21 protein-coding genes and 4 tRNA genes are annotated in these 26,619 nt (G+C 58.3%); 19 read left to right on the forward strand and 6 right to left on the reverse strand.

Annotated features, from left to right (window positions below):
• Positions 1-12: 12 nt before the first annotated feature.
• The 6 genes from QZ298_RS03255 to scpA all read left to right on the forward strand — a co-directional run bounded on the left by QZ298_RS03255 (position 13) and on the right by scpA (position 10,263).
• Complete coding sequence (locus QZ298_RS03255) at positions 13-1,344, forward strand: enzyme of heme biosynthesis (RefSeq protein WP_296005300.1); 1,332 nt, start codon at positions 13-15, stop codon at positions 1,342-1,344.
• 22 nt (positions 1,345-1,366) lie between these two features.
• Positions 1,367-2,347: an LPS export ABC transporter periplasmic protein LptC gene (gene lptC, locus QZ298_RS03260; protein ID WP_296005750.1), complete on the forward strand. Its 981-nt coding sequence runs from the start codon at positions 1,367-1,369 to the stop codon at positions 2,345-2,347.
• A gap of 33 nt (positions 2,348-2,380) precedes the next feature.
• Positions 2,381-3,643 carry a hemolysin family protein gene (locus QZ298_RS03265; RefSeq protein ID WP_296005301.1) on the forward strand — a complete coding sequence of 421 codons (1,263 nt, stop codon included), beginning with the start codon at positions 2,381-2,383 and terminating at the stop codon, positions 3,641-3,643.
• A gap of 140 nt (positions 3,644-3,783) precedes the next feature.
• Positions 3,784-5,817: a peptidylprolyl isomerase gene (locus tag QZ298_RS03270; protein ID WP_296005302.1), complete on the forward strand. Its 2,034-nt coding sequence runs from the start codon at positions 3,784-3,786 to the stop codon at positions 5,815-5,817.
• 454 nt (positions 5,818-6,271) lie between these two features.
• Positions 6,272-8,122, forward strand: coding sequence for a methylmalonyl-CoA mutase family protein (locus tag QZ298_RS03275; RefSeq protein WP_296005303.1), 1,851 nt, complete (start codon positions 6,272-6,274; stop codon positions 8,120-8,122).
• Between the two features lie 2 nt (positions 8,123-8,124).
• On the forward strand, positions 8,125-10,263 hold the full coding sequence (gene scpA / locus QZ298_RS03280) for a methylmalonyl-CoA mutase (protein WP_296005304.1): 2,139 nt from the start codon (positions 8,125-8,127) through the stop codon (positions 10,261-10,263).
• Positions 10,264-10,468: 205 nt separating this feature from the next.
• Here the strand turns inward: scpA and QZ298_RS03285 are convergent, their stop codons facing one another.
• The 6 genes from QZ298_RS03285 to QZ298_RS03310 all read right to left on the reverse strand — a co-directional run bounded on the left by QZ298_RS03285 (position 10,469) and on the right by QZ298_RS03310 (position 18,804).
• Entirely contained in the window at positions 10,469-11,788 is a 1,320-nt protein-coding gene (locus QZ298_RS03285) for an acetyl-CoA hydrolase/transferase C-terminal domain-containing protein (RefSeq protein ID WP_296005305.1), read from the reverse strand.
• Positions 11,789-11,811: 23 nt separating this feature from the next.
• Positions 11,812-14,658, reverse strand: a complete 2,847-nt coding sequence (gene infB, locus QZ298_RS03290; RefSeq protein WP_296005306.1) for a translation initiation factor IF-2 — start codon at positions 14,656-14,658, stop codon at positions 11,812-11,814.
• A gap of 32 nt (positions 14,659-14,690) precedes the next feature.
• Positions 14,691-15,920: a transcription termination factor NusA gene (gene nusA / locus QZ298_RS03295; protein WP_296005307.1), complete on the reverse strand. Its 1,230-nt coding sequence runs from the start codon at positions 15,918-15,920 to the stop codon at positions 14,691-14,693.
• 23 nt (positions 15,921-15,943) lie between these two features.
• The gene (rimP, locus tag QZ298_RS03300; RefSeq protein ID WP_296005308.1) at positions 15,944-16,411 is read right to left on the reverse strand and encodes a ribosome assembly cofactor RimP; all 468 of its coding nucleotides are present in this window, start codon (positions 16,409-16,411) and stop codon (positions 15,944-15,946) included.
• 214 nt (positions 16,412-16,625) lie between these two features.
• Positions 16,626-17,411, reverse strand: coding sequence for an acyl-ACP--UDP-N-acetylglucosamine O-acyltransferase (lpxA, locus tag QZ298_RS03305; protein ID WP_296005309.1), 786 nt, complete (start codon positions 17,409-17,411; stop codon positions 16,626-16,628).
• A gap of 1 nt (position 17,412) precedes the next feature.
• Entirely contained in the window at positions 17,413-18,804 is a 1,392-nt protein-coding gene (locus tag QZ298_RS03310; protein WP_296005310.1) for a bifunctional UDP-3-O-[3-hydroxymyristoyl] N-acetylglucosamine deacetylase/3-hydroxyacyl-ACP dehydratase, read from the reverse strand.
• 95 nt (positions 18,805-18,899) lie between these two features.
• Between QZ298_RS03310 and QZ298_RS03315 the strand changes: the two genes are divergently transcribed.
• The 13 genes from QZ298_RS03315 (at position 18,900) to rplL (ending at position 26,547) form a co-directional block, all read left to right on the forward strand.
• Positions 18,900-19,700 carry an energy transducer TonB gene (locus QZ298_RS03315; RefSeq protein ID WP_296005753.1) on the forward strand — a complete coding sequence of 267 codons (801 nt, stop codon included), beginning with the start codon at positions 18,900-18,902 and terminating at the stop codon, positions 19,698-19,700.
• Positions 19,701-19,735: 35 nt separating this feature from the next.
• Positions 19,736-21,226, forward strand: coding sequence for a potassium/proton antiporter (locus tag QZ298_RS03320; protein WP_296005311.1), 1,491 nt, complete (start codon positions 19,736-19,738; stop codon positions 21,224-21,226).
• 503 nt (positions 21,227-21,729) lie between these two features.
• Positions 21,730-21,803 (forward strand) — tRNA-Thr (locus tag QZ298_RS03325).
• A 149-nt stretch (positions 21,804-21,952) separates the two neighbouring features.
• Positions 21,953-22,035 (forward strand) — tRNA-Tyr (locus QZ298_RS03330).
• A gap of 93 nt (positions 22,036-22,128) precedes the next feature.
• A tRNA-Gly gene (locus QZ298_RS03335) sits at positions 22,129-22,201 on the forward strand.
• A gap of 126 nt (positions 22,202-22,327) precedes the next feature.
• On the forward strand, positions 22,328-23,515 hold the full coding sequence (gene tuf, locus QZ298_RS03340) for an elongation factor Tu (protein WP_296005312.1): 1,188 nt from the start codon (positions 22,328-22,330) through the stop codon (positions 23,513-23,515).
• Positions 23,516-23,559: 44 nt separating this feature from the next.
• Positions 23,560-23,633 (forward strand) — tRNA-Trp (locus tag QZ298_RS03345).
• A gap of 18 nt (positions 23,634-23,651) precedes the next feature.
• Positions 23,652-23,849 (forward strand): preprotein translocase subunit SecE, encoded by a 198-nt coding sequence (gene secE, locus QZ298_RS03350; RefSeq protein WP_296005313.1) that lies wholly within the window; start codon positions 23,652-23,654, stop codon positions 23,847-23,849.
• Positions 23,850-23,864: 15 nt separating this feature from the next.
• Entirely contained in the window at positions 23,865-24,425 is a 561-nt protein-coding gene (gene nusG / locus QZ298_RS03355) for a transcription termination/antitermination protein NusG (RefSeq protein WP_296005314.1), read from the forward strand.
• Positions 24,426-24,441: 16 nt separating this feature from the next.
• Entirely contained in the window at positions 24,442-24,882 is a 441-nt protein-coding gene (gene rplK / locus QZ298_RS03360; RefSeq protein ID WP_296005315.1) for a 50S ribosomal protein L11, read from the forward strand.
• Positions 24,883-24,888: 6 nt separating this feature from the next.
• Positions 24,889-25,587, forward strand: a complete 699-nt coding sequence (gene rplA, locus QZ298_RS03365) for a 50S ribosomal protein L1 (RefSeq protein ID WP_296005316.1) — start codon at positions 24,889-24,891, stop codon at positions 25,585-25,587.
• Between the two features lie 17 nt (positions 25,588-25,604).
• Entirely contained in the window at positions 25,605-26,129 is a 525-nt protein-coding gene (gene rplJ, locus QZ298_RS03370; RefSeq protein WP_296005317.1) for a 50S ribosomal protein L10, read from the forward strand.
• 40 nt (positions 26,130-26,169) lie between these two features.
• Positions 26,170-26,547: a 50S ribosomal protein L7/L12 gene (gene rplL / locus QZ298_RS03375; RefSeq protein ID WP_296005318.1), complete on the forward strand. Its 378-nt coding sequence runs from the start codon at positions 26,170-26,172 to the stop codon at positions 26,545-26,547.
• Positions 26,548-26,619 lie beyond the last annotated feature (72 nt).

Below are 26,619 nucleotides of genomic sequence, written 5' to 3' on the forward strand. Positions count from 1 at the left end.
ATTTTCTGAACAATGAAAAACGTTAGATTCATCCTCGTTGCCGCTGCTGCGTTCTGCGCCGTTTCCGTATCGGCCCAGCAAGACTTCAGCGGTCCGCAGTATGCCAAATGGGGCGATACGCCCGAAGCACGCGAGAAGAACATCCTCAACAGCAACTTCCTCAAGGAAGCTTGCGACAACAAGGATTACAACGCCGCTGCCCAGCATCTCCGCGAGTTGATCGAGGCATGCCCCGATGCTTCGGAGAACATCTACGTCCGCGGCGCCGTCGTCTACAAGAACAAGATCAACCGCGCCAAGAGTCTGGCCGAGAAGAAAGCCTACGTCGATTCGTTGTTGTGGATGTATGATTTGCGCAACCAGTATTTCGGCAGCCACCCCAAGCGCGGCACCGCCTATATCCTCGATCGCAAGGCCCGCGAGTATCTCACTTACCTGCCCAACGACCGTGCCGGCATCCGCAGCGCTTTCCGCGATGCCATCGCTGCCGGAGGTGCCGACACCGATCCCGAGACGGTAACCGTTTACTTCAGCAACCTCTGCGAGGACTACAAGAATACCGACGAGGTAATGCCCGACGAGATCATCGCCGAGTACGACCGGCTCTCGCCCCTCTTCGGCGAGAATGCCGGCGAGTACAAGTCGCAGTTCGATGCTGCGTTCGGTCTCTCGGGCGCCGCAAGCTGCGCGAACCTCGAAAAGTTGTTCCGCACCAAGTTGGAGAATGCGCCCGACGACGAGGCTTTGCTCGCCCAGGCCGTGGCCTTGATGTCGCGTGCCAAGTGCGACGGCGATTTCTATTTTGCCATCGCCGAGAAATATTACGAGGTCAAGCCCTCTTCCGAGACCGCCATGTTCCTGGCGCAGGCGTTCCAGAACAAGGGCGATTACGCCAAGGCTACCAAGTACCTCAATGAGGCGCTGGCCACCGAGACCGATCCCGTCGAGCAGCAGAAGCTCTATGTCCGCATCGCCTTGGTCGAGTTGGTCGCCAACCACATTCCGGGTGCCGCTGCGGCTGCCCGTTCGGCTCGCGACCTCAATCCTGAAGACGGCGTGCCTTATTTCGTGTTGGCGCAGTGCTATGGCGTCTCGGCCGGCCAGTGCGGCGGATTCGCCGGGCAGGCCGCTTTCTGGGCAGCTTACGACACGATGGCCCGGGCTATCGAGCTGCTTCCCTCCGACTCCGAGTATATAGCCCCCGCCAAGACGTCGCTTTCGTCGTTCCGCAACCGCTTCCCGACTTCCGAGGAGTGCTTCTTCAACGAGTTGCAGGAGGGCGCACGTTATACGGTTTCCTGCGGTACGGCTGCCGGCGTAGCCACCACCGTGCGGTTCCGTTAATCGCTTCGGCCGCTTGCAGGAGATGTTCGTCCGCACGACCAGATACCTTTCGGTAGCACTTCCCGTTTTGGGGAGTGCTATCTTGCTGTTTTCCTGCGGGGATGCCGATAAGGACGCTGCTGCGGCCGAGGAGACGCTCATGACCGAGTACAGCGAGAACCTTTCGATCGTCAATTCGCAGAACGGGCGGCGTTCGTATCACTTTGTCACTCCCTTGATGGAGGGCTATTCCCAGGCCCGCGAGCCTTACCGCGAGTTCCGCAAGGGGGTCAAGATCACGACCTACCAAGACGATTCGTTGTCGTCGGTCGACGGCGTGCTGACCGCCAACTATGCCATCTACTACGAGAAACGCCGGTTGTGGGAGGCCAAAGGGGATGTCGTCGTCGAAAAGTCCGATGGTAAAAAGTTGTATACCCAGCAGTTGTTCTGGAATGAGCGTACGAAAAAGATCTATTCCAACGTCGACTCCAAGATCGTCCAGAGCGGCGGCAACGACGTCTTCATCGGCGAGGGTTTCGAGTCCGACGAGGAGTTCAAGGATTGGCGTTTCCGTCGCATGAAGGGGCGTATGGAGGTGGACGTCGCACCGTCGGATTCTGTTTCGTCGGGGGCGCCGGACAGCCGTTCGGATGGTCGGCCCGCCGCTCCGCAGTCTGCGGCTTCTGCCGCTGCATCCGGGGTCGGGAATTCCGGCGTTGTTGGTTCGCCCGGTCGTCTCGCGCCATCTCATGTTGTCGATGTCGACGCTCCGGCAGGCAAGACGGCTGCCGCACGCAAAGGGCCGGCGCCCGGAGCTTTGTCCGGGAGCGCTGGAGGGGCGTCGCAGGCCCCTCGTGAGACCTCTTCCGTTTCTCTCGATGCCCGGCTGCGGCCCGTTGAAAAGGTCGAAAAGTTGCTGCCCATTCCGGCTGCCGGCCTTTCCCAGGAGCGGATTCCCGAGGGGCATATCGACCGGGAGTCTTCCGAGGGGCAGCATGCCGGAACGACACTGCTCGAATAATACGATCTCTTGAATTGCGTATAGTTTTCAGCCATGTTCACTTCTATCGTATTGATCCTCTCCATGTTGTTGCTGTCCGCTTTCTTTTCGGGCATGGAGATCGCCTTTACCAGCAAGAACCGGCTCAAGCTGGAGATCGACCGCAAGCAGAGCCGGCTGTTCGATCGCATCGCCGAGATTTTCGCCCGGCATCCCGGACAGTACATCACGACGATCCTTGTCGGCAACAACATCGCGTTGGTCATCTATTCGCTTTACATGTCCGTGTTGCTGCGGACGCTCTTCTTCGCCTTGGGGTGGGAGCATGTCGCCCGTCAAGGGTCGGTGGCCATCGAGACCGGCGTTTCCACGCTCATCATCATCTTCGTCGCCGAGTTCTTGCCCAAATCCGTTTTCCGCAACAACCCCAATTTTTACTACCGCGCTTTTGCGCCCGTGATTTACGTGTTCTACCTTTTGCTGTATCCCGTTGCCCGGTTGACGACGCTCGTTTCCCACGGTATTTTGCGGCTGTTCGGCAAATCCGTCGTAGAACAGAGCGTGCAGCCTTCGTTCAGCCGCGACGACCTGGCCGCGTTGCTCGACACCGGTTCTTCCGAGCAGGGGCCGGATCCCGACCACGAGCTGAAACTTTTCCAGAATGCGTTGGATTTCGCCGACTTGCGCGTGCGCGACTGCATGGTGCCGCGAGTCGATATCGAGGCGGTCGATGCCGACGACACCTCCATCGAGCAGCTCACGGCCCGTTTCGCCGATACGAAATATTCACGGATTTTCGTCTGGCGCGGCAACATCGACAATATCGTCGGATACGTCAATTCTAAGAGTCTCTTTACGCGGCCCGAGCATATCGGGCAGGTTATCATGCAGGTCAATTTCGTCCCCGAGACCATGCCTTTGCAGCTGCTGTTGCAGAATTTCATCAAGCATCGGTCGAACATCGCTGTCGTCATCGACGAGTTCGGCGGCACGGCGGGCGTCATTTCGCTCGAAGACGTGTTGGAGCAGATTTTCGGCGAGATCGAGGACGAGCACGACGTTCCCGATCTGACCGAGAAGCAGGTCGGCCCCGGCGAATATGTCCTTTCGTGCCGGCTCGAAGTCAAGTATCTTAACGAAAAATATGCCCTCGGCATCGAGGAGAGCAAGGAGTACGACACCCTGGCCGGGTTCATCATCTTCCATTACGAGGGCATTCCCACTGCCGGCGAGACGATCGTCATCGGCGACTTGCAGCTGCGCATGCTCCGCACCACACGGTCGAGGATCGAGTTGGCAAGGGTTAAAAAATTGTAGAGGGACAGCGCTTTTCAGAATAAATTCATTATCTTTGTAGGAACATTCCGGCCAGATCGGGGATTCTCCGGTGCCGCGTCCGGCGTGCAGTGTTTTTGGGACTTCATTTTTCTGCAAACAACAATAATTTTACATTCCATATGGCAAGTTTAAACACCTTACGTACCAAGTTCGGCATCGTGCTTTCGATCATCATTGCCCTCGCCCTCTTGGCATTCATCCTCTCGTTGAAGACTGAAATGGGCTTCTCGGGCAACGACCCGAAAGTCGGCGTCATCGACGGCACGAAGATCAACTATTCCGAATATTACGACCGTTACGAGCAGGTCAAGGCGCAGTCGGGCGCTCAGGAGAGCGACGAGCAGCAGGCCGCCATGCTCGCCAACGCGGCATGGCAGTCGCTCGTGGCCGATCATGTGCTCCGGCCCGGTTTCGCCAAAACCGGTTTGCAGGTCTCCGATGCCGAGCGTCAGGCCATGATCCGCGGCGAGGCGATGTCGCCTGTCTTCTACAATGCGTTCGCCGATCCCCGTACCGGTTTGTATAGTGTGGAGGCCGTGAGCGAATTCCTGGCCCGGGCCGAGAGTGATCCGCAGGCCGCTGCCGTGTGGGAGGAGCTGAACGACCAGGCGCGCTTGGAACGTGCGCTTCAGAAGTACCTCGGTCTCGTGCGCGGCGGCGTCTATGTCAATTCGCTGGAGGTGGCCCTCGGTACGAAGGCTGCCAACGACACCTTCTCCGGCAAATGGATCGGCAAGAAGTATGCGCAGGTGCCCGATTCGCTCGTCAAGGTTTCCGGCAGCGAGATCAAGGCTTATTATAAGAGCCATAAGAATGCCTACCGGCAGTCTCCTTCGCGGTCGTTGTCCTATGTTGTCTTCGAGGTCGAGCCTACCGACGACGATCTGTTGGCTTTGGAGAAGAACGTCGAGGAGGTGGGAGCCAAGTTCGCCGTGGCCGAACCGTTGCGGACTTTCGTGCGTGCCGACCGTCGCGGTCATATTGCCGAGAATTATGTTTCGGCCGCCCAGCTTACCGACGAGGAGGCCGTTGCTCTGATGGCTGGCAAAACCTACGGCCCCGTGTTGAAGAACAACGAGTGGACGATGGCCCGCGTGCTCGATTCCAAGATGGCGCCCGATTCGCTCGGCATCCGCCATATCGTCTTGCCTTATACCCAGGAGGAGTTGGCCGACAGCTTGTTGGGCGTTATCCGCCAGGGCGCCGACTTCTCCAAACTCGCCGCCCGATATTCGCTTCATGACCAGACGGCCGCCAACGGCGGCGAGGTCGGCGTGCTGCCTTTCTCCGCCTTTACCGGCGAGTTCGCCGAGGCGCTCGCCAAGGCCAAGCAGGGCGATGTGGTAAAGGTCTTGTCCGGCGATGCCGTTCAGCTTTTGCAGGTTTACCGTGCCGGCCGGCCCGTCAAGCATGTGCAGATCGCGTCGATCACTTATCCCGTCGAGGCTTCGGCCGCTACGGTTCGCGATCTGCATAACCAGGCCCTTTCGTTCTCGGTCAATGCCAAGTCTTCGATCCAGGCTTTCAACGATGCCGCTTCGGCCGCTGCGTTGACGCCGCGTGTCGCCGTTCTGACCCAGGGCGAGCGTACGATCGGCGGTTTGGAGGATTCGCGCGATGTCGCCCGTTGGGCTTATGGAGCCAAGCCGGGCGATGTTTCCGAGATTTTTACCGTGGGTAAGGATTATGTAGTCGCCGTCTTGACCAAGATCGACAACGAAGAATATACCCCCGTTCAGGAGGTGGCCACCCGCATCCGTGCGCAGTTGCTCCGCGACAAGAAGTTCGACTTCATTGCCAAGGAGCTTTCCGGCGCCTCGCTCGACGAGCAGGCCGCGAGTCTCGGCACGGAAGTCGCTGATTTCGAGAAGGTCGGATTCAATTCCTATTATATCGACGGTGTGGGCATGGAGCCGCGTTTGATCGGTGCGATCGCTGCTTGCGGGCAGCCGGGCTGCGTTTCGGCTCCCGTCAAGGGCTTGACCGGAGTCTATGTCTTCCAGGTCGACGAGGTTCAGCATGGCGACGCACAGACGCCCGAAGCCGAGAAGGTGCGGGCGCAGGCTATGGCCGAGAGCATGGCACAACAGTTCGTACTCCCCGTGATCCAGGATATGGCCCAGATCAAGGATCTGCGCGGAAAATACTTTTAACGGAAGTTCGCGATCTGCTGCTTTTGGATATCGTTTTCCGCTCCGATTTTCACGGTTGCTTTACTTTTTGAGACTCCGGTTTCCGGAGTCTTTTTTTATGCTTATCCGCAGTAATCTCCCTCTTTTTGTTCGGCTGCGCTGCCTGCGGGTTGCACTTGCGGTCTCCGTCGGGGCGTGGCTTGCACGGCTCGAAAAACCGCGACATACCGGGGAATTTCGCGGTTGGTGTGTTTTGGCAGACAAGCATACTTTTTTGCTGGTTTTTCGGGTGCTTTTTCTTTCGCCCGACAGTCGTCCGGCAGCAGGTCGAATCTTTTCGGGGTGCGGCGTCCGATAATTCGGACCTGCGATTTCTTCGGTTGTTATTTTTCTAACAATTTATTCTCGCATTTGCCAATTATTTTATACCTTTACGTGCTGTTTGAAGGGAACTTTTACTAATCTATAAATAGTTATGGCAAATACCAAACAAGAAAAGCTGTTCGCCGAATTTCCTGCGGTGCCTACCGCGCAGTGGGAAGAGGTGATTACGGCTGACCTGAAAGGTGCTGACTACGAACGCAAGCTGGTGTGGCGTACGGGCGAGGGATTCAACGTCCGTCCTTACTACCGCGCTGAAAACCTCGAAGGGCTGCGGTTTTTGGGTTCGCAGGCAGGCGAATTCCCCTACGTGCGCGGTACGCATGCGCACAACCGTTGGCGCATCCACCAGACGGTAACCGTCGCCGATCCTGCGGCGGCCAATGCCGAGGCGCTGCAACTGCTCGGTTCGGGCGTCGATTCGCTCGGCTTCCACGTGGCCAAGGCCGAGTTCTCGGCTGCCGACCTCGACATGTTGTTGCGCGACATCCACCTGCCGGCCGTCGACCTCGTGTTCTGCGGCGAGAAGATGGGCCATGTCGCCGACCTCGTGCTGGCGAAAATCGAAAAGGAGGGCTTGGCCAAGGAGGATGCGCACGTCATGTTTTGCATCGACCCGTTGGTCAAGGGCCTTTCGTCCAAGGGCGACTTCTGCTCGCCCGACGGCAAGGAGTGCTTCGCCCGCATCGTCGAGTTGATCCGCAAAACCAAGGAGTACAAGCATATCCGCATTGTGAGCGTCTCGGCGCAGATTTTCGGCAACTCGGGTTCCACCATCGTCGAGGAGCTGGCTTTCGCTCTCTCGGCCGGGCACGACTACCTCGTGCGTCTGATGGATGCCGGGCTGACGATCGACGAGGCCGCACGCAAGCTGCGCTTCTCGTTCAGCGTTTCGTCCAACTACTTCCTCGAAATCGCCAAGTTGCGCGCCGCACGCATGTTGTGGGCCAACATCGTCAAGGGTTATAATCCTGAAAAGAACTGCACTGGCAAGATGATGATCCATGCTGAGACTTCGCGCTGGAACCAGTCGGTCTACGACCCCTATGTCAACATGCTGCGCGGTACGACCGAGGCCATGTCGGCTGCCATCGGCGGGGTGCATTCGCTGGAAGTCACGCCGTTCGACCGGGCGTTCGAGGCTCCCACGGAGTTTGCCAAGCGCATCGCTCGCAACGTCGAGCTGCTGCTCAAGCACGAGTCGCATTTCGACCAGGTGGTCGATCCCGCGGGCGGTTCGTACTACATCGAGAACCTCACGCAGTCGATCGCTGCCGAGGCCTGGAAGCTCTTCCTCGAGATCGAGGAGAAGGGCGGCTACACCGAGGCCTACAAGGCTGGCGTCATCGTCGGGATGGTCAAGGCTTCGGCCGCCAACAAGGACAAGAACATCGCTACGCGGCGCCAGATTCTGCTGGGTGCCAATCAGTTCCCCAACTTCACGGAGGTGGCGCCGGCCGAGATCTCGGCCGACATCGTCGCCCGCAAGGAAGCCGAGGGCAATGTGCTCGTTCCCTATCGCGGTGCCATGGCGTTCGAGGAGATGCGCCTGCATGTCGACCGGTCGGGCAAGCAGCCCAAGGCGTTCATGCTCACGTGCGGCAACCTGGCCATGGCCCGTGCCCGCGCGCAGTTCTCGTGCAACTTCTTTGCCTGCGCCGGCATCCGCGTGCAGGACAACACGTTCTTCAAGTCGATCGAGGAGGGCGTGGCCGCAGCATTGGAGTCGAAAGCCGAAATCGTCGTGGTCTGCGCGTCGGACGACGACTACGCCGAAGTCGCACCGAAGGTCAAGGAACTGTTGGGCGGCAAGGCCATTCTGGTGGTGGCCGGTGCCCCGGCCTCGACGCCTGAGCTGGAAGCGCAAGGCATCACGAACTTCATCAACGTGAAGTCCAACGTGCTCGAAACACTGAAGTTCTACCTTAAAGAAATGGGAATCTGACTATGAGAGCTAAATTTTCGGAACTGAAATACGACGCAGGCGCGCAGACCTCTTGCTGCGCCTCGAAAAAATGCGGCCAGGTGGAACCCTGGATCACTTCCGAGCGCATTCCGGTCAAGGGCAGCTATACGGCCGCCGATCTGGAGGGCATGGAGCACCTGAACTATGCGGCAGGCATCGCCCCGTTCCTGCGCGGCCCCTATTCGACGATGTACGTGATGCGTCCGTGGACGATTCGTCAGTACGCCGGTTTCTCGACCGCCGAGGAGTCCAACGCGTTCTATCGCCGCAATTTGGCTGCCGGTCAGAAAGGTCTGTCGGTGGCGTTCGACCTCGCCACGCACCGCGGCTACGATGCCGATCATCCGCGCGTGGTGGGCGACGTGGGCAAGGCCGGCGTGTCGATCTGTTCGGTCGAGGACATGAAAGTGTTGTTCAATGGCATTCCGCTCGACCGCATGTCGGTGTCGATGACCATGAACGGCGCCGTGCTGCCCGTGCTGGCGTTCTACATCGTGACCGGACTGGAGCAGGGCTGCACGCTCGACCAGCTCTCGGGTACGATCCAGAACGACATCCTCAAGGAGTTCATGGTGCGCAACACCTATATCTATCCCCCCGAGTTCTCGATGCGCATCATCGCCGATATCTTCGAGTATACGTCGAAGAACATGCCCAAGTTCAATTCGATTTCGATCTCGGGCTATCACATGCAGGAGGCGGGTGCTACGGCCGACATCGAGTTGGCCTATACGCTGGCCGACGGTCTGGAGTATCTGCGTGCGGGCGTCAACGCCGGCATGTCGATCGACGCTTTCGCTCCGCGTCTGTCGTTCTTCTGGGCCATCGGCATGAACCACTTCATGGAGATCGCCAAGATGCGTGCCGCGCGCATGTTGTGGGCCAAGATCGTCAAGCAGTTCGATCCCAAGAATCCCAAGTCGCTGGCTCTGCGTACCCACTCGCAGACGTCGGGCTGGTCGCTCACGGAGCAGGATCCGTTCAACAACGTGGCCCGTACGGCCATCGAGGCCATGGGCGCCGCGCTGGGGCACACCCAGTCGCTCCACACCAATGCGCTCGACGAGGCGATCGCTCTGCCGACCGACTTCTCGGCCCGTATCGCCCGCAATACGCAGATCTACATCCAGGAGGAGACCTCCGTCTGCCGTGAGGTCGATCCGTGGGCCGGTTCCTACTACGTGGAGACGCTCACCAACGAAATCGCACACAAGGCCTGGGAGCACATCCAGGAGATCGAGAAGCTGGGCGGCATGGCCAAAGCCATCGAGACCGGCATTCCGAAGATGCGCATCGAGGAGTCGTCGGCCCGCACGCAGGCCCGCATCGACTCGGGCGAGCAGAAGATCATCGGTGTGAACGAATATCGCCTGGAGAAGGAGGCGCCGATCGACATTCTGGCCGTAGACAACACGGCTGTGCGCGAGAGCCAGGTAAAGCGTTTGCAGGAGTTGCGCGCCAACCGCGACGAGGCGGCCGTGAAGAAAGCCTTGGCTGCGATTACCGAGTGTGTGAAGACCAAGCAGGGCAACCTGCTGGAGCTGGCTGTCGAGGCGGCCAAGGTACGTGCTACTTTGGGCGAAATCTCCGACGCTTGCGAGGTGGTCGTTGGTCGTTATAAGGCTGTTATTCGTTCGATTTCAGGAGTTTATAGTTCGGAAGTGAAAAAAGACGAGTCGTTCGAGCGCGCCAAGACGCTGTGCGCCGAATTTGCCAAGAAAGAGGGCCGGCAGCCCCGCATCATGATCGCCAAACTGGGCCAGGATGGCCACGACCGCGGCGCCAAGGTGGTAGCTACGGGTTATGCCGACATCGGTTTCGATGTGGACATGGGGCCGTTGTTCCAGACTCCCGAGGAGGCTGCGCGCCAGGCAGTCGAGAACGACGTGCATGTGGTCGGCGTCTCGTCGCTGGCCGCCGGTCACCTGACGCTCGTGCCGCAGATCATCGCCGAACTGAAGAAGCTCGGCCGCGAGGACATCATCGTCATCGTGGGCGGTGTGATTCCGGCACAAGACTATGACGAACTCTACCGCGACGGTGCTGCTGCCATTTTCGGCCCCGGCACTCCGATTGCCAAAGCTGCGATCAAGATTCTGGAAATCTTGATGGAGGAATAAGGCATCTTATTACGCATACGAGTCCGGCGTTTCCCGAGCAGGGAGACGCCGGACTTATATTTATATAGGTGGCTTGGGTTATGTTGTTTTTGTCAAGGGGCAGGTGGCGGAGCGGGCCGAAACAGAGTAGTTGGAGCGGGGTATAAAACAGCCGCCTCCGGATTGTTCCGGAGGCGGCAGAAACGAAGCCGGACATGCAGATGTTTTACTTCTGCATGTAGCTTTTGATGTAGTGGTGGTGCGAACCCCAGCGTTCGAAAGCCGCACGGTCCAACTCCTCCTGCGCCGAGGGGTGGGCGATTGAAATCAGCAGCCGGGCGCGCTCCTGCATGGTCTTGCCGTAGAGGTCGACGGCACCGAATTCGGTAACGAACCAGTGGATGTGGTTGCGTGTCGTCACGACGCCGGCGCCGTCCAGCAGCGTGGGGCAGATCTTCGAAACGCCCTTGTTCGTGATCGACGGCATGGCGATGATGGCTTTGCCGCCCTTCGAGAGCGAAGCGCCGTAGACGAAGTCGATCTGACCGCCGACGCCCGACCAGAATTTGGTGCCCAGCGAGTCGGCGCATACTTGGCCTGTGAGGTCGATCTGCAAGGCCGAGTTGATGGCCACGAAGCGGTCGTTCTGCGAAATGATGTAGGGGTCGTTGGTGTAGCCGACATCCATCATCAGCACGCCCGGGTTGTCGTCGATGAAGTCGTAGACGGCCTTGGAACCCATCAGGAATGTCGAAACCATCTTGCCAGGGTCGGTTTTCTTGGCCTCGCCGTTGACCACACCCTTTTCTACGAGCGGCAGGACGCCGTCGGCGAACATTTCGGTGTGGATGCCGAGGTTCTTGTGGCCGCCCAGCTGGCTCAGTACGGCGTTGGGGATGGCGCCGATGCCCATCTGGAGCGTCGCGCCGTCCTCGATCAGGGCTGCGCAGTGCTTGCCGATGGCGGTCTCCACTTCGTTAGGCGTGGCGAAATGGGCTTCGATGAGCGGCGAGTCGTCCTCGACGAACATGTCGATCTTGGACATGGGGATCATGGCCTGGCCGAAAGCACGGGGCACGTTCTTGTTCACTACGGCGATCACATGGTCGGCGCATTCCACGGCCGCGAGCGTGGCGTCGACCGAGGTGCCGAGCGACACGTAGCCGTGTTTGTCGGGCGGGCAGACCTGGATCATCGCCACGTTGCACGGCACGGCACCGCAGCGGTAGAGTTTCTGGGTCTCGCTCAAGAAGATCGGAATGTAGTCGGCATCGCCGCTCTGCGTTACCTTGCGCACGTTGGCGCCCACGAAGAACGAGTCGAGCTGGAAGATGCCCTCGAATTTGGGATCGGCATAGGGTGCCGGCCCTTCGGTGTGGAGGTGGTGTACATGCACGTTCTTCAGCTCGCCGGCCTCGCCGCGCGCGCACATGGCATTGATCAAGCACTGCGGAGCCGAAGCCACGGAACTCAGATGGACGTGATCGCCCGATTTGATCACTTTGACCGCCTCTTCGGGCGTGATAAAATGAATGGGGTTCTTCATGCTTTTATAAGGGTTGGTTCATACTATTTGCGTTTCACTTCGACCTGTTCGTAGCCCTCCACGATGTCGCCCACGCGGATGTCGTTGAACGACTCGATGTTCAGACCGCAGTCCTGACCTACGGTAACTTCCTTCACGTCGTCCTTGAAGCGTTTCAGAGAGCCGAGTTTGCCGGTGTAGATCACGATGCCGTCGCGGATCACGCGGATCGGCGTCGAGCGCTGGAGCTTGCCTTCGCGCACCATACATCCGGCCACGGTGCCGACTTTCGAAATCTTGAAGATCTCCAGCACCTCGACCGAGGCGACGATCTCTTCTTTCATCACGGGTTCAAGCATGCCCTCGATGGCATCCTTGATGTCGTTCACGGCGTCGTAGATGATCGAGTAGAGGCGGATTTCGATCTCCTCCTTCTCGGCCACGCGGCGTGCGGCGGCCGAGGGGCGCACCTGGAAGCCGACGATGATGGCGTTCGAAGCGGCGGCCAGCAGCACGTCGGACTCGGAAATCTGACCCACGGCGGCATGGATGACGTTGACCTGCACCGTCTCCTTGGAGAGCTTGATGAGCGATCCCGACATGGCCTCGACCGAACCGTCGACGTCGCCCTTGACGATGATGTTCAGTTCCTTGAACGAGCCGATGGCGATGCGGCGGCCGATTTCGTCGAGCGTCACGTGCTTCTGGGTCATGATGCCCTGCATGCGTTGCAACTGTTCGCGCTTGTTGGCGATTTCGCGGGCCGAGCGGTCGTCGTCCATCACGTTGAACGTGTCGCCGGCTTGCGGCGCGCCGTTCAGACCCAGCACCTGCACCGGTGTCGAGGGGCCTGCGAGGGTCACTTTCTTGCCGTCCTCGTTGAACATCGCTTTCACACGGCCCGTGTAGGTACCCGAGAGCACCACGTCGCCGATGTGCAGCGTGCCGCTCTGTACCAGGATCGTCGAGACATAGCCGCGGCCCTTGTCGAGCGTCGATTCGATTACCGTACCCGTCGCTTTCTTGTCGGGGTTGGCTTTCAGTTCGAGCATTTCGGCTTCGAGCAGCACCTTTTCGAGCAGTTTATCCAGGTTGAGACCTTTCTTGGCCGAAATCTCCTGATCCTGATATTTGCCGCCCCACGACTCGACCAGGTAGTTCATCTGCGAAAGCTGTTCCTTGATGTGGTCGGGGTTGGCGTTGGGTTTGTCGATTTTGTTGATGGCGAAGACCATCGGCACGCCGGCGGCCTGCGCATGGTTGATTGCTTCGACGGTCTGGGGCATCACGTGGTCGTCGGCCGCCACAATGATGATGGCCACGTCGGTAATCTTCGCACCGCGCGCACGCATGGCCGTGAAGGCTTCGTGGCCCGGAGTGTCGAGGAATGTGATTTTCTGGCCGTTGAGTTCCACGCTGTAAGCACCGATGTGCTGCGTGATGCCGCCGGCCTCGCCCTCGATGACGTTGGTTTTGCGGATGTTATCCAGCAGCGACGTCTTACCGTGGTCGACGTGGCCCATGACCGTGACGATCGGCGGACGCGGCACCAGGTTCTGTTCGTCGTCGGCTTCGTCGTCGGCGATGGCTTCCTGGATTTCGACCGATACGAATTCGACTTTGAAGCCGAATTCTTCAGCCACGACGGCCAGCGCTTCGGCGTCGAGACGCTGGTTGATCGACACCATCAGACCCAGGTTCATGCAGGCCGTGATGACCTCGGTGGGGGCGACGTTCATCATGGTGGCCAATTCGCTGACGGTAACGAACTCGGTAACTTTGAGCGTCGAACGCTCCATGACGGAACGCTCCATCTCCTCGTTCATGCGCTCGGCGGCCGCTTCGCGCTTGTCGCGGCGGTGCTTGGCACCGGTGTTCTTGGCTCCCTTGGCCGTCAGACGCGCCAGGGTGTCCTTGATCTGCTTCGATACCTCCTCGTCGCTCACTTCGGGGCGAATGACAGGTTGGGCGTTCTTCTTGTTCTTGTTGCGGCGGCCTTCGCCCGGACGGGGCTGGTTCTGCATCCCTTTGGGGCCTTGCATGCCGCCGCGATTCTGTCCGCCCTGTCCGTTCTGTCCGGCGCCCTGCGCTCCGCCGCGGTTCTGACCGCCTTGGCTGCCTTGTCCGGCGCCTTTCTGGGCTTTCGTGACGTCGATTTTCTCTTTCGACAGCCGCTTGCGCTTGTGCTTGCCGCCGGGCACGAAGCCCGAGACGTCCATCGTGCCGAGCACTTGCGGCCCCTGGAGGGTCACGGTCGCCGGGCGGAAGATATCGTCTTTCGGAGCCTCCGTTTTCGACTCTGCAACTTCTGCCACTTCGGGCGCCGCGGGTTTTTCGGCCGGGTGGTCGGCAGCCGGGGGTTCCGGCAGCTTCTCGCTCTGCGGAGCAGGGGCCGGTGCGGCAGGCTTCGGCGCTTTTTCCGGTTCGGGCTGTGGAGCCGGAGCCGGCTTTTCGGCCTTGACCGGTTCGGCTGCCGGTGCCGGAGCGGGCGTCGTCTCCTTGGGCGCAGGCGCGGGCGCCGCCTTGGGTTTGGACGAGAGGTCGATTTTGCCGAGAATCTTCGGCTGCGGAATCTCGTCGCGCACGTTGATGACGTTACTCTTGATGACGACCTCCTTCTCCTCCTCGCGCTCCTGTTTCTTGGTGCCTTCGAGGGTAATGGTCGTCTGTTTCTGTGCGATGCGTTCGCGGATCGAATCGCGGGCGCCGGCAGCGCTGCGGTTCGATCCGAACTCTTTTTCCAGGACGGCGTAGGTCTCCGCGTCGACCTGCGCATTGGGCGATCCGTCGCTCTTGATGCCCTTCTTGTGCAAGAAATCCGTGATGGTGTTCAATCCCACGTTGAATTCCTTGGCCACTTGAATGAGCCTTAATTTTCTTTCGTTCCCCATATCGTGTGTTCTCCTTTTTTAGCATAAACGGTTTATTCGAACTCGGCCTTCAATATTTCCACGACCTTCTGCGCCTGCTCGAGTTCGAGGTCGGCACGTGCGGCGATCTCCTCGACGGGCAGTTCCAGCACGCTCTTGGCCGTGTCGCAGCCTACGTTCTTGAGCGCTTCGATGATCCAGGCGTCGATTTCGTCGGCGAATTCGGTCAGCGCCACGTCCTCTTCCTCGACTTCGCGGTAGACATCGATGTCGTAGCCGGTCAGCATCTTCGAAAGCCGGATGTTCAGACCGCCCTTGCCGATGGCCAGCGACACCTGGTCGGGCTTGAGGTAGACGGCTGCGGTCTGCTTCTCCTCATCAAGCGTGATGGAGGAGATTTTGGCCGGGTTGAGCGCACGCTGGATCATCAGCTGCGTGTTGGCCGTGTAGTTCACTACGTCGATGTTCTCGTTGCGCAACTCCTTGACGATCGAGTAGATGCGCGAACCCTTCATGCCCACGCAGGCGCCCACCGGGTCGATGCGGTCGTCGTAGGACTCCACAGCGACTTTGGCGCGCTCGCCCGGGATGCGGACGATCTTCTTGATGGTAATCAGACCGTCGAAAATCTCGGGCACCTCCTGCTCGAAGAGTCGTTCGAGGAACTGGTTGGCCGTACGCGAAAGGATGATGCGCGGCTGGTTGTTGTTCATCTCCACCGACTTGACGATGGCTTTGATCGTGTCGCCCTTGCGGTAGAAATCGTTGGGAATCTGCTCGCTCTTGGGCAGGATCAGTTCGTTTTCGTCGTCGTCGAGGATCAACACTTCCTTCTTCCACACCTGGTAGACCTCGCCGGTAATGATTTCGCCGACCTTCTCCGAGTATTTCTCGTAGAGGTTGGCTTTTTCCAGATCGAGGATGCGCGAAGCGAGGTTCTGACGCAGCGACAGCACCGTGCGGCGGCCGAACGACGCGAGTTTCAACTCGTCGGCATACTCGTCGCCTACCTCGTAAGTCGGGTCGATGGCCTTGACTTCCGATACGGCGATCTGCATGTTGGGGTTCTCTACGGCGCCGTCCTCGACCACGGTACGGTTCCGCCAGATCTCCAGGTCGCCCTTTTCGGGGTTGATGATGACGTCGAAGTTCTCGTCCGTCTCGTACTGTTTCTGCAAGGCGTGGCGGAAAACATCCTCCAGCACGCCGATCATCGTCGGTTTGTCGATGTTCTTCAGCTCCTTGAACTCTGCAAAGTTGCTGATGAGATTCAGATTGTCCATGGAATTATTTTATTATTGATTTTTTACTTGAAATCCAGATATTCCCGCGTCGATTTGATTTCGGCGAAGGGGTAGGTGCGCGTCACGCGTACAAGTTGCTTGCGTTTCTTGCCCTCGACGGTCTGCTTCTCTTCGTAGGAAAGAGTAAGGTGCGTCTCATCGGCCTCGTCGAGCCGGGCGACGATCTTGATGCCGTTTTGCAACAGCACCTCCACCGGCCGGCCGAGCAGCTTGCGGTATTGGCGCAGGCACTTCAGCTCCGAGCCGATGCCGGCCGAAGCCACCGTGAGCGAGAAATCCTCGGCATCGCGGTCGAACTCCGCTTCGACGGCGCGGCTCAACTCCACGCAGGCGTCGATCGACACCGATGTGTCGCTGTCGATCAGCAGTTCGATTTCGTTGCCCGGCGAGCAGTGGCAGCCCACCACGAACATCTCCGAACCTTCCAGTTTGCGCTCGGCGATCGCTATGATTTTTTCAGTGTCGATCATGCTTGCTTGAAAATGTAGGTATAACTATGAGATAAGGGGACGTTGCGTCCCCTTATCGTGCGTCGTGTCTTTCGACAGGACAAATATACGAAAAAAATCCGACAAACCAACAGCTGCCGGATTTTTTTGTCTTCAAAGATGCGGTGTGCCTCCGGTTTCTTTTGTTGCGCGCCTCCGGTCTCTTCGCTGCCTCTCCGATTCTTCGCTGCGTCTTCTACTCTTTGCCGGCATACGGCTTGATGATGCCGCGCTTCGACGAACGGATGAATTCGACCAGATAGTCGCGCTCGGCGCTCGGGGGCACCTGGCGTTCCACCTCGTCGCAGCCGTTCATGTAGTTCAGACCGCTCTGGAACAGAATGCGGCAGGCATCGTGGATCTCGGCGATGCGCTCGGACGTGAAGCCGCGGCGCGAAAGCCCGATCTTGTTGATGCCGGCGAACCGCAGCGTGTCGTTGCGCACGATCACATAGGGCGGCAAGTCTTGCCCCAGGAGCGACCCGCCTTGGATCATGGCGTGCGCGCCGATGCGTGTCCACTGGTGGATGGCGGCATGTCCGCCGATGACCACCCAGTCGTCCACGTGCACTTCGCCCGCAAGCGACACGCGGTTGGCGATCACGCAGTGGCTACCTACCACGCAGTCGTGGCCCACATGCACGTAGGCCATCAGCAGGTTGCCGTCGCCGACGACGGTCGTGCCCGTCGACTTGGTGCCGCGGCTGATCGTGACATATTCGCGGATGTCGTTGTCGTCGCCGATCCGGCAGGTCGTTACTTCGCCGTCGAACTTCAAGTCCTGCGGCAGGCAGGAGATCGAAGCCGCGGTGTGTATCTTGCAGCGCTTGCCGATGCGGGCGCCGTCGTGGATCACAGCCCCGGGGCCGATCCAGCAGCCGTCGCCGATTTCGACGTCGCCGGCGATGCAGGCGAACGGTTCCACTGTAATCCCTTCGCCGAGTTTGGCGTCGGGGTGGATATAAGCAAGGGGACTAATCATCTTACTGCTTGTTTTTTACGACCTGGGCCATCAGCACGGCCTCGCAGGCGAGCGTTTCGCCCACGAACGCCTTGGCTTCGACCAGCGCCACGCCGCGGCGGATGGGTTCCAGCAGGTGGATTTCGAATTGCAGCGTGTCGCCCGGTACGACCTTGCGCTTGAATTTCACGCCGTCGATCTTCATGAAGTAGGTCGAGTAGTTCTCCGGATCTTCGATGCCGCTCAGCACCATGATGCCGCTGCACTGGGCCATCGCCTCGACGATCAGCACGCCCGGCATGACCGGTTCTTCGGGGAAGTGGCCCACGAAGAACGGCTCGTTCATCGTCACGTTCTTGATGCCGGCCACCGACGTGGCGTCGCAGTGGAAGATGCGGTCGACGAGCAGGAACGGCGGGCGGTGGGGCAGCATCTTGCGGATGTCGTTGATATCGTAGAGCGCCGGCTTGCGGCAGTCGTAGGTGTAGCGGGGCTTCTCTCCGGCCTTGCGGATCGAGCGCTTGAGCTGCTTCATGAACTCCGTGTTGGCGAAGTGGCCCGGGCGGGTGGCCCAGACGCGGCCCTTGATGCGCACGCCCAGCAGGGCGAAGTCGCCCAGCAGGTCGAGGAGCTTGTGGCGCGCCAGCTCGTTGTTGCAGCGCAGCTCCAAGTTGTTCAGATAGCCCGATTTGATTTCGATGTCGGGCTTGTTGAAAATCTTCTTCAGGTTGTCCAGCTGCTCGTCCGGCACGGGGTTCTCCACCACGACGATCGCATTGTCCAGGTCGCCGCCCTTGATGAGGTTCATCTTGATGAGCGGCTCCAGTTCATGGAGGAAGACAAACGTGCGGCACGGCGCGATTTTCGAGGCGTAGTCGTCGCCGGGATCGAACGTGGCATACTGGTTGCCGATGACTTTGGAGTTGTAGTCCACGTGCAGCGACACGGAGAACTCGTCGTCGGGATAGAGGATGATCGCCACGCCTTTCTCGGGGATCGTGTAGACCATCTTTTCGGTCACGTGGTAGAACTTGCGTTCGGCCTCCTGATCGACCACGCCCGTCGCGGCGATCGCAGCGGCGTATTCGCGCGCCGAGCCGTCCATGATGGGGGTTTCGGGGGCGTCGATGTCGATGACGGCGTTGTCCACGCCCGACGTCCAGAGCGCCGACATGATGTGCTCGATGGTGCTCACGCGGTGGCCGCCGGCTTCGATGGTCGTGCCGCGCGAGGTGTCGGTCACGTTGTCGCACAGCGCAGGAATTATGGGTTGCCCTTCGACGTCGATGCGGCGGAAGACGATTCCGGTGTTGGCATCGGCAGGGTTGACGGTCATGGTCACTTTGACACCCGTATGCAGCCCTTTGCCCGAGAACGAAATGGGGGCTTTGAGCGTTTGTTGTTTGGTTGACATAGCGTTGATTTCCGATTATTTTGTGCCCAAAGGTATAAAAAATCGCTGAAAAAAACTAATTTTGTCCGAAATTCCGACTGCCTGCCATGACCCGTATGCCATCCGACAGCAACCAGGGGGAACGCCCCGTGCGACGTCCGCGTCTGAACCTGCCTTTCGACGGGCGGCGCGAGGACGCCGGCACATGGGCTTACGACCATCGTATAGGTCTGTGCGTCACACTGATAGCCTATCTGGTGCTGATGATTCTGTTCGTATCGTCGAAGATCGTCGTGGGACGCCGCGCTTCTACCCAGGGCATGTACATCGATTTGCAGACGCTTGCCGAGATGGAACGCGAGCGCGACCGTCTTGAGGAAGAGGTGCGCCGCCGGCAGGAGCAGGATCCGATCGACTGGCGGAGCGTCCGCAATCTGGCGTCCAATGAGAATGTCCTGAACGAGGAGTTGAAGGACGATCGCGGCACCAATGCGGCTTCGCTGAACGATGCGGCGGCCGAAGCGGCCGAGCGCATGCGGGCCAATCGCGAAGCCTACGAGCAGGGGCTTGCCGAGGAGCAGGCCATCCGCGAGCGAAAAGGAAGCGAAACGGGCGCCGAGCAGCAAGATCGCAAGGTCGAGGGGCGGGTAACGGTCTCCTTTTCGCTGGTCGATCCGGTGCGTACGTCGCGCCGTCTGGTCGTTCCGGCCTATCGGTGCGAGGGCGGCGGCGAGGTCGAGGTCGAAATCGCCGTCAACCGGGCGGGCGAGGTAACGGCGGCCCGTGTGGTGTACGGCGGGGACGACTGCATGCGCGAGACGGCCTTGCGCGCGGCCCGGTCGTCGTTGTTCAATATCGACGATGCGGCGCCGGCCCGGCAGCAGGGAACGATTATCTACATTTTCATTCCGCAGTAGCGGAGCCGGAGAAACAAACGAAAAAACAGTAGACGATGTTCGATTTCAGCAATGAAAATATAGTCTTGATCGGCGCCATGCTCCTTTTTGTGGCGGTGGTGGCCGGCAAGGCGGCCTATCGTTTCGGAGCGCCGGCCTTGTTGCTTTTCTTGGGCGTGGGCATGTTGTTCGGTCTGGACTTCATTACCTACCGTTCGTTGGAGGTAACGCAGTTCGTGGGGATGACCGCCTTGTGCATCATTCTCTTTACGGGCGGTATGGATACCAAGTTTTCGCAGATACGGCCCGTGATCGGCCCGGGCGTAGTGCTGGCTACGGCAGGTGTGATCGTCACGGCGTTCGTCCTGGGCGGGTTCGTATGGCTCGTGGCGCCGGCCGTCGGGGTGGAACTGCCTTTCATGACTGCGTTGTTGTTGGCCGCAACCATGGCCTCGACCGATTCGGCGTCGGTGTTTTCGATCTTGCGCAGCAAGAACCAGGGCCTGCGGCAGAATTTGCGGCCCCTGCTGGAGTTGGAAAGCGGTTCCAACGACCCGATGGCCTACATGCTTACCATATTGCTCGTGGGGGCGCTTTCACACTCCTCGGGCGGCGTGGGCTGGGGGTTGAGCGTCGTTTTGTTCGTGGTGCAGATGGTTGTGGGCGCCTTGTCCGGTTATTTTGTCGGACGGTTGGCCGTGTGGACGATCAACCGCATCAACCTGGCTAACCGCTCGCTCTATTCGGTGTTGCTGCTGGCATTCATTTTCTTCGCCTTTGCGTTTACCGACTTGATCCGCGGCAACGGTTATCTGGCCGTTTATATAGGCGGTCTGGTGGTCGGCAACCGCAAACTCACGCAGAAGCAGCCGATGACGATCTTTTTCGACGGGTTTACTTGGCTGATGCAGATCGTGATGTTCCTTATGTTGGGTCTGTTCGTCAACAGCGATGAGTTGTTGCAGCCCAAGGTGTTGGTTCTTGGCATTGCGGTCGGCGTATTCATGATTCTGGTGGCGCGTCCCGTTGCGGTTTTCCTTTGTTTGTCGCCGTTCCGCAAATTCACGGTCAAGGCGCGCTTGTATGTTTCATGGGTCGGACTGCGCGGAGCCGTGCCGATTCTGTTCGCACTTTATCCGTTGCTCGCCAAGACGGAATATGCCGATTTGCTGTTCAATGTGGTTTTTCTGTCGACGATCATCTCTTTGTCGGTGCAGGGCACGACCGTCAGCGGCATGGCCAATCTGTTGGGCCTTTCCTACGAAGAACGCGAATCGACTTTCAACGTGAACATGCAGGAGGAGGTAAAGTCCGTATTTACGGAGGTCGAAGTCAGCGAGGGTATGCTCGGTAAAAGTCTGAAAGATATTTCTTTGCCCGAAAATACGTTGGTCATGATGGTTTGCCGCGACGGCGACTATTTTGTTCCGCAGGGCAAGACCGAACTGCTTTTGGGCGACAAGCTGCTGGTCGTCTCCGATCGGGACGACGAACTGGCGGCGTCCTACAAAAACATGGGTATCGACGAAGTGATGAAATTGCGTTGAGGCTTATGTGGAACGAACGTCGGTGCGGAGCGTATGATGGCTGGAAAGTGGGGCGGGAATGCGCGGTGTTTTTTTCGAAAAGATGGTCGTGCCCTTTCGGGATGTCCGATCTACCGAAACATAACATAATATAATAGGTGTCGTTCGTTGCGGCCGGTTTTTATCGGATGCGGGGCGATTGCCGGTTGCGTGCGAGAGTGGTTTTCTGCGTGGTCTGCGAGGGCTTTTCGGTATTGCGATCCGGGACGGAGGGCGATGCGCAGACCGGCATGCGTTGCGTCGTGCCGGGGACTGTCGGACTGCGGAATAGATAATTGCCATATTTTTTGCGGAAACTGTTGTCGTATTCAAAACTTTTCCTATCTTTGCACCCGATTTCGTCCCCGAAAAGGCGGGCGGAAGCGGGGTTCTTTGAGAAAGATGAAAAAGTGGAAAATTTTTCGCCGATTATTTGCGCGATTGATTTTTTATACCTACTTTTGCAATCCAAAACGGTTGATTCTGCCGATGTAGCTCAGTTGGCCAGAGCAGCTGATTTGTAATCAGCTGGTCGGGGGTTCGAATCCCTCCATCGGCTCCGAAAGCCGATGCGAGAGAAGCGGGCCGGGAACGAAGAGCCTGGCGATGCGACGGAACGAAGACGGAGAGGGGCGGAAATCCCGGGAGTTTTCGGAATGTCGGAGGCTCGGCGGAGCAACGACCTCCCCTCTTTGCGGAGGAAAATACGGGAAGTTACCAGAGCGGTCAAATGGGGCAGACTGTAAATCTGCTGGCGTACGCCTACGGTGGTTCGAATCCATCACTTCCCACTCAAGAAAACCGGTTGGAGTCGCAAAACCTCCCGAAGTCGTCTGCGGACGACGGGCGCAGGAGGGGGAGTTGCTCCGATACGGTATATTTTTGCGGAAGTAGCTCAGTTGATAGAGCATCAGCCTTCCAAGCTGAGGGTCGCGAGTTTGAGCCTCGTCTTCCGCTCTTGGCGCAACGGCGTGCGATGCTGGGACTTCTCCGGAGGCGGAGGATTGCAGCGTTGCCGCTCGTTCTGCGGAATGGATTTTAAAACTTTGGGTAATTTTTACAATACTTTAAATATTTAACGCTATGGCAAAAGAAAAATTCGACCGTTCGAAACCGCATGTCAACATCGGTACCATCGGTCACGTCGACCACGGTAAGACGACTCTTACCGCTGCTATTACGACCGTTCTGGCTAAGAAAGGTCTGTCGGAGCTGCGTTCGTTCGACTCGATCGACAACGCTCCCGAGGAGAAGGAGCGCGGTATCACGATCAACACCTCGCACGTCGAGTACCAGACGGCCAACCGCCACTACGCTCACGTAGACTGCCCGGGCCACGCCGACTATGTGAAAAACATGGTTACGGGTGCCGCTCAGATGGACGGCGCCATCCTCGTGGTTGCTGCTACGGACGGCCCGATGCCCCAGACCAACGAGCACGTGCTGCTCGCCCGTCAGGTAAACGTGCCGCGTATCGTCGTTTTCCTGAACAAGTGCGACATGGTGGACGACGCCGAGATGCTCGACCTCGTTGAGATGGAGGTTCGCGACCTGCTCTCGAAGTATGAGTACGATGGCGACAACGCCCCCATCATCCGCGGTTCGGCCCTCGGCGGTCTGAACGGCGAGGCTCAGTGGGAAGAGAAGATCATGGAGCTTATGAACGCTGTCGACGAGTATATCCCCATCCCGCAGCGTGAGAACGAGAAGCCGTTCCTGATGCCTGTCGAGGACGTGTTCTCGATTACCGGCCGCGGTACCGTCGTAACGGGCCGTATCGAAACCGGTGTCATCCACGTGGGCGATCCCGTCGAGATCATCGGTCTGGAGGAGAAGACGCTGACGTCGACCTGCACCGGTGTCGAGATGTTCCGCAAGCTGCTCGACGAGGGCGAGGCCGGCGACAACGTAGGTCTGCTGCTCCGCGGTATCGACAAGAAGGAGGTTAAGCGCGGTATGGTTGTGGCCAAGCCGGGTTCGATCACTCCGCACACCGAGTTCGAGGCCGAGGTCTACATCCTGAAGAAGGAGGAGGGCGGCCGTCACACGCCGTTCCACAACAACTATCGTCCCCAGTTCTACCTGCGTACGATGGACGTAACGGGTGAGGTTCATCTGCCCGCCGGTGTCGACATGGTAATGCCCGGCGACCACGTGACCATCAACGTGAAGCTGATCTACCCGGTAGCATTGAACGAGGGTCTGCGTTTCGCAATCCGCGAGGGCGGCCGTACGGTAGGTGCCGGTCAGATTCTGAAGATCGTGAAGTAATTCGCGTCATATCCCGGGGCGGCGTGCAACCGCCGCCCCATTTTAGGAGCATAGTTCAAGGGTAGAATAGCGGTCTCCAAAACCGTTGATGGGAGTTCGAATCTCTCTGCTCCTGCCAAGAATAAAGAAAGAAGATATGTTCAACTATTTCAAGGAATCTTACAACGAGCTTGTAAACAAGGTCACTTGGCCTTCGTTCTCGCAGCTCCAGCGTTCTACGGTGGTCGTGATGGTGGCTTCGGTCATTTTCGCCGTCGTCGTGTTGGTCATGGACTTGGCGTTCGAGAACCTCATGGAGGGCATCTATAAGACGTTGGCGAATCTCGGTCGTTAATTGTTTCTGCTGAAAATGAGCGAGATTAAGAAACAGTGGTATGTCGTTCGCGCCATCGGCGGGAAAGAGAACAAGGTCAAGGAGTATATCGAGGCCGAAGTTCGTCACAATCATCTGGAGGATTATATTTCCCAGGTGCTGATCCCCACCGAGAAAGTTTACACCATCCGCAACGGCAAGAAAGTCTCCAAAGAGAAAGTTTCCTATCCTGGTTATGTGTTGGTGGAGGCTGCTTTCGTGGGGCAGATTCCTATTTTGATTCGTAACACTCCCAATGTGCTCGGTTTCCTCGGCGACACCAAGGAAGACGGTCGCAAGATGAATGCCACGCCTCTGCGTCCGCAGGAGGTGGCCCGCATCCTCGGTCGCGTCGATGAAATGAACGCCATGGAGGAGGAAAACGAAATACCGTTCTTCGTCGGCGAGATCGTCAAGGTCACCGATGGTCCTTTCTCAAGCTTCCAGGGTACCATCGAGGCCGTCGACAACGAGCGCAAGAAACTCACGGTATCGGTGAAGATATTCGGGCGCAAAACTCCCATGGAGTTGAGTTTCACACAAGTAGAAAAAGAATAAAAACCTAAGGAAAACTATGGCAAAAGAGGTTGCTGCATTTATCAAATTGCAGATCAAAGGCGGTGCCGCCAATCCTTCGCCCCCGGTTGGTCCCGCATTGGGTTCTAAGGGAGTCAATATCATGGACTTCTGCAAGCAATTCAATGCGCGTACGCAGGACAAGGCGGGAAAGGTTCTTCCGGTCATCATCACGGTTTACAGCGACAAGTCGTTCGACTTCGTTGTAAAGCAGCCGCCCGTAGCTGTTCAGCTCAAGGAGGCTGCCAAGGTGCAGAAAGGTTCCGCGCAGCCCAACCGCGACAAGGTGGGGCAGGTTACGTGGGAGCAGGTTCGCGCCATCGCCCAGGATAAGATGCCGGACATGAACTGCTTTACCCTGGAAGCCGCCATGCGTATGGTTGCCGGTACTGCCCGCAGTATGGGTATCAATGTCGTCGGTGAATTTCCTAATATGTAATCGAAGATGAGTAAGTTGACAAAAAATCAAAAGATCGCCTATGCGAAAGTGGAGGCCGACAAGGCTTACCGGCTTTCGGAGGCCGCCGCTCTTCTGAAGGAAATCACGTTCACGAAATTCGACGCTTCGGTAGATATCGACGTGCGGTTGGGTGTCGACCCCCGCAAGGCCAACCAGATGGTGCGCGGTGTTGTTACCTTGCCCCACGGCACGGGTAAGCAGACTCGCGTATTGGCGCTCTGCACCCCCGAGAAGGAGGCCGAGGCTCAGGCTGCCGGCGCCGACTATGTGGGCCTGGACGAGTTCGTAGACAAGATCAAGGCCGGTTGGACGGACGTCGACGTGATCATCTGCACGCCCAACGTCATGGGCAAGGTCGGTGCGCTGGGTCGTATCCTCGGCCCGCGCGGTCTGATGCCGAACCCCAAGACCGGTACGGTAACCATGGAAGTCGGCAAGGCCGTCAAGGAGGTGAAATCGGGTAAGATCGACTTCAAGGTCGACAAGTTCGGTATCATCCACACTTCGGTAGGCAAGATTTCGTTCTCGGCCGAGCAGATCGCAGACAATGCGAAAGAGGTGCTGGGCATGATTATGAAGTTGAAACCGGCTGCTGCCAAGGGCGCTTACGTGAAGAGCATCTATCTCTCGACCACGATGAGTCCTGGCTTGCAGATCGATTCCAAATCAGTAGAAACCAAATAAGAAGGAGGACAGAAGAGATGACTAAGGAAGAAAAACTGGTTGTTATTGACAGCCTCGCCGAGCAGCTCCAGGCTTATCCTCACTTCTATATTACCGACATCGAGGCCTTGAACGCCGAGCAGACCGCTGCGCTGCGCCGCAAGTGCTTCGAGAAAGAGATCAAGTTGGTCGTGGTAAAGAACACGCTGCTGACCAAGGCTCTCGAAAAGGTGGAGAAGGCCGACGCTGAATTGGTAAAGGTGCTCGAAGGGTCGACTTCGATCATGTTCGCCCATGTCGCCAAGGCTCCTGCGACGCTTATCAAAGAGTTCCGCAAAGGGTCGGACAAGCCCGTTCTGAAGGCGGCTTTCGCCGAAGGGTGCGTCTATGTCGGCGACAACCAGATCGAGGCGCTGTGCAACATCAAGTCCAAGGAAGAACTCATCGGCGACATCATTTCGCTGTTGCAGTCTCCTGCGAAGAATGTTATTTCTGCATTGCAGTCCAATGCAGGTCAGAAGATTGCGGGTATCGTGAAGACGCTCGAATCGAGAAACAACTAATCACAACAAGTAAAAAACAAAATTTAATACGCTTACAACTATGGCAGACGTAAAGAAACTTGCTGAAGAATTGGTAAACTTGAAAGTTACCGAGGTTAACGAACTCGCACAGATCCTCAAGGAGGAATATGGCATCGAGCCGGCTGCTGCCGCTGTTGCCGTTGCTGCTCCTGCTGCCGGCGCCGGCGAAGCTGCCGCTGCCGAGAAGTCGACGTTCGACGTGATCCTGAAGAGCGGCGGTCAGGCCAAGCTCCAGGTTATCAAGGTCGTGAAGGATCTCGCAGGTCTTTCGCTGGGCGATGCCAAGGCTCTCGTTGACGGTGCACCCAAGGCCATCAAGGAGGGTGTTTCCAAGGAAGAGGCCGAGCAGATCAAGGCTCAGTTGGAGGAGGCAGGTGCCGAGGTCGAGCTCAAATAAGAGTCCGATGTCGGAGTCGGGCACCGTACGGAGGCCGCTCGAACTCTGCTGACAGATCAGGTATAGGGCTTA

The sequence above is a fragment of the uncultured Alistipes sp. genome (assembly GCF_910580175.1).
In the GTDB taxonomy this organism is placed as follows: Bacteria; Bacteroidota; Bacteroidia; order Bacteroidales; family Rikenellaceae; genus Alistipes.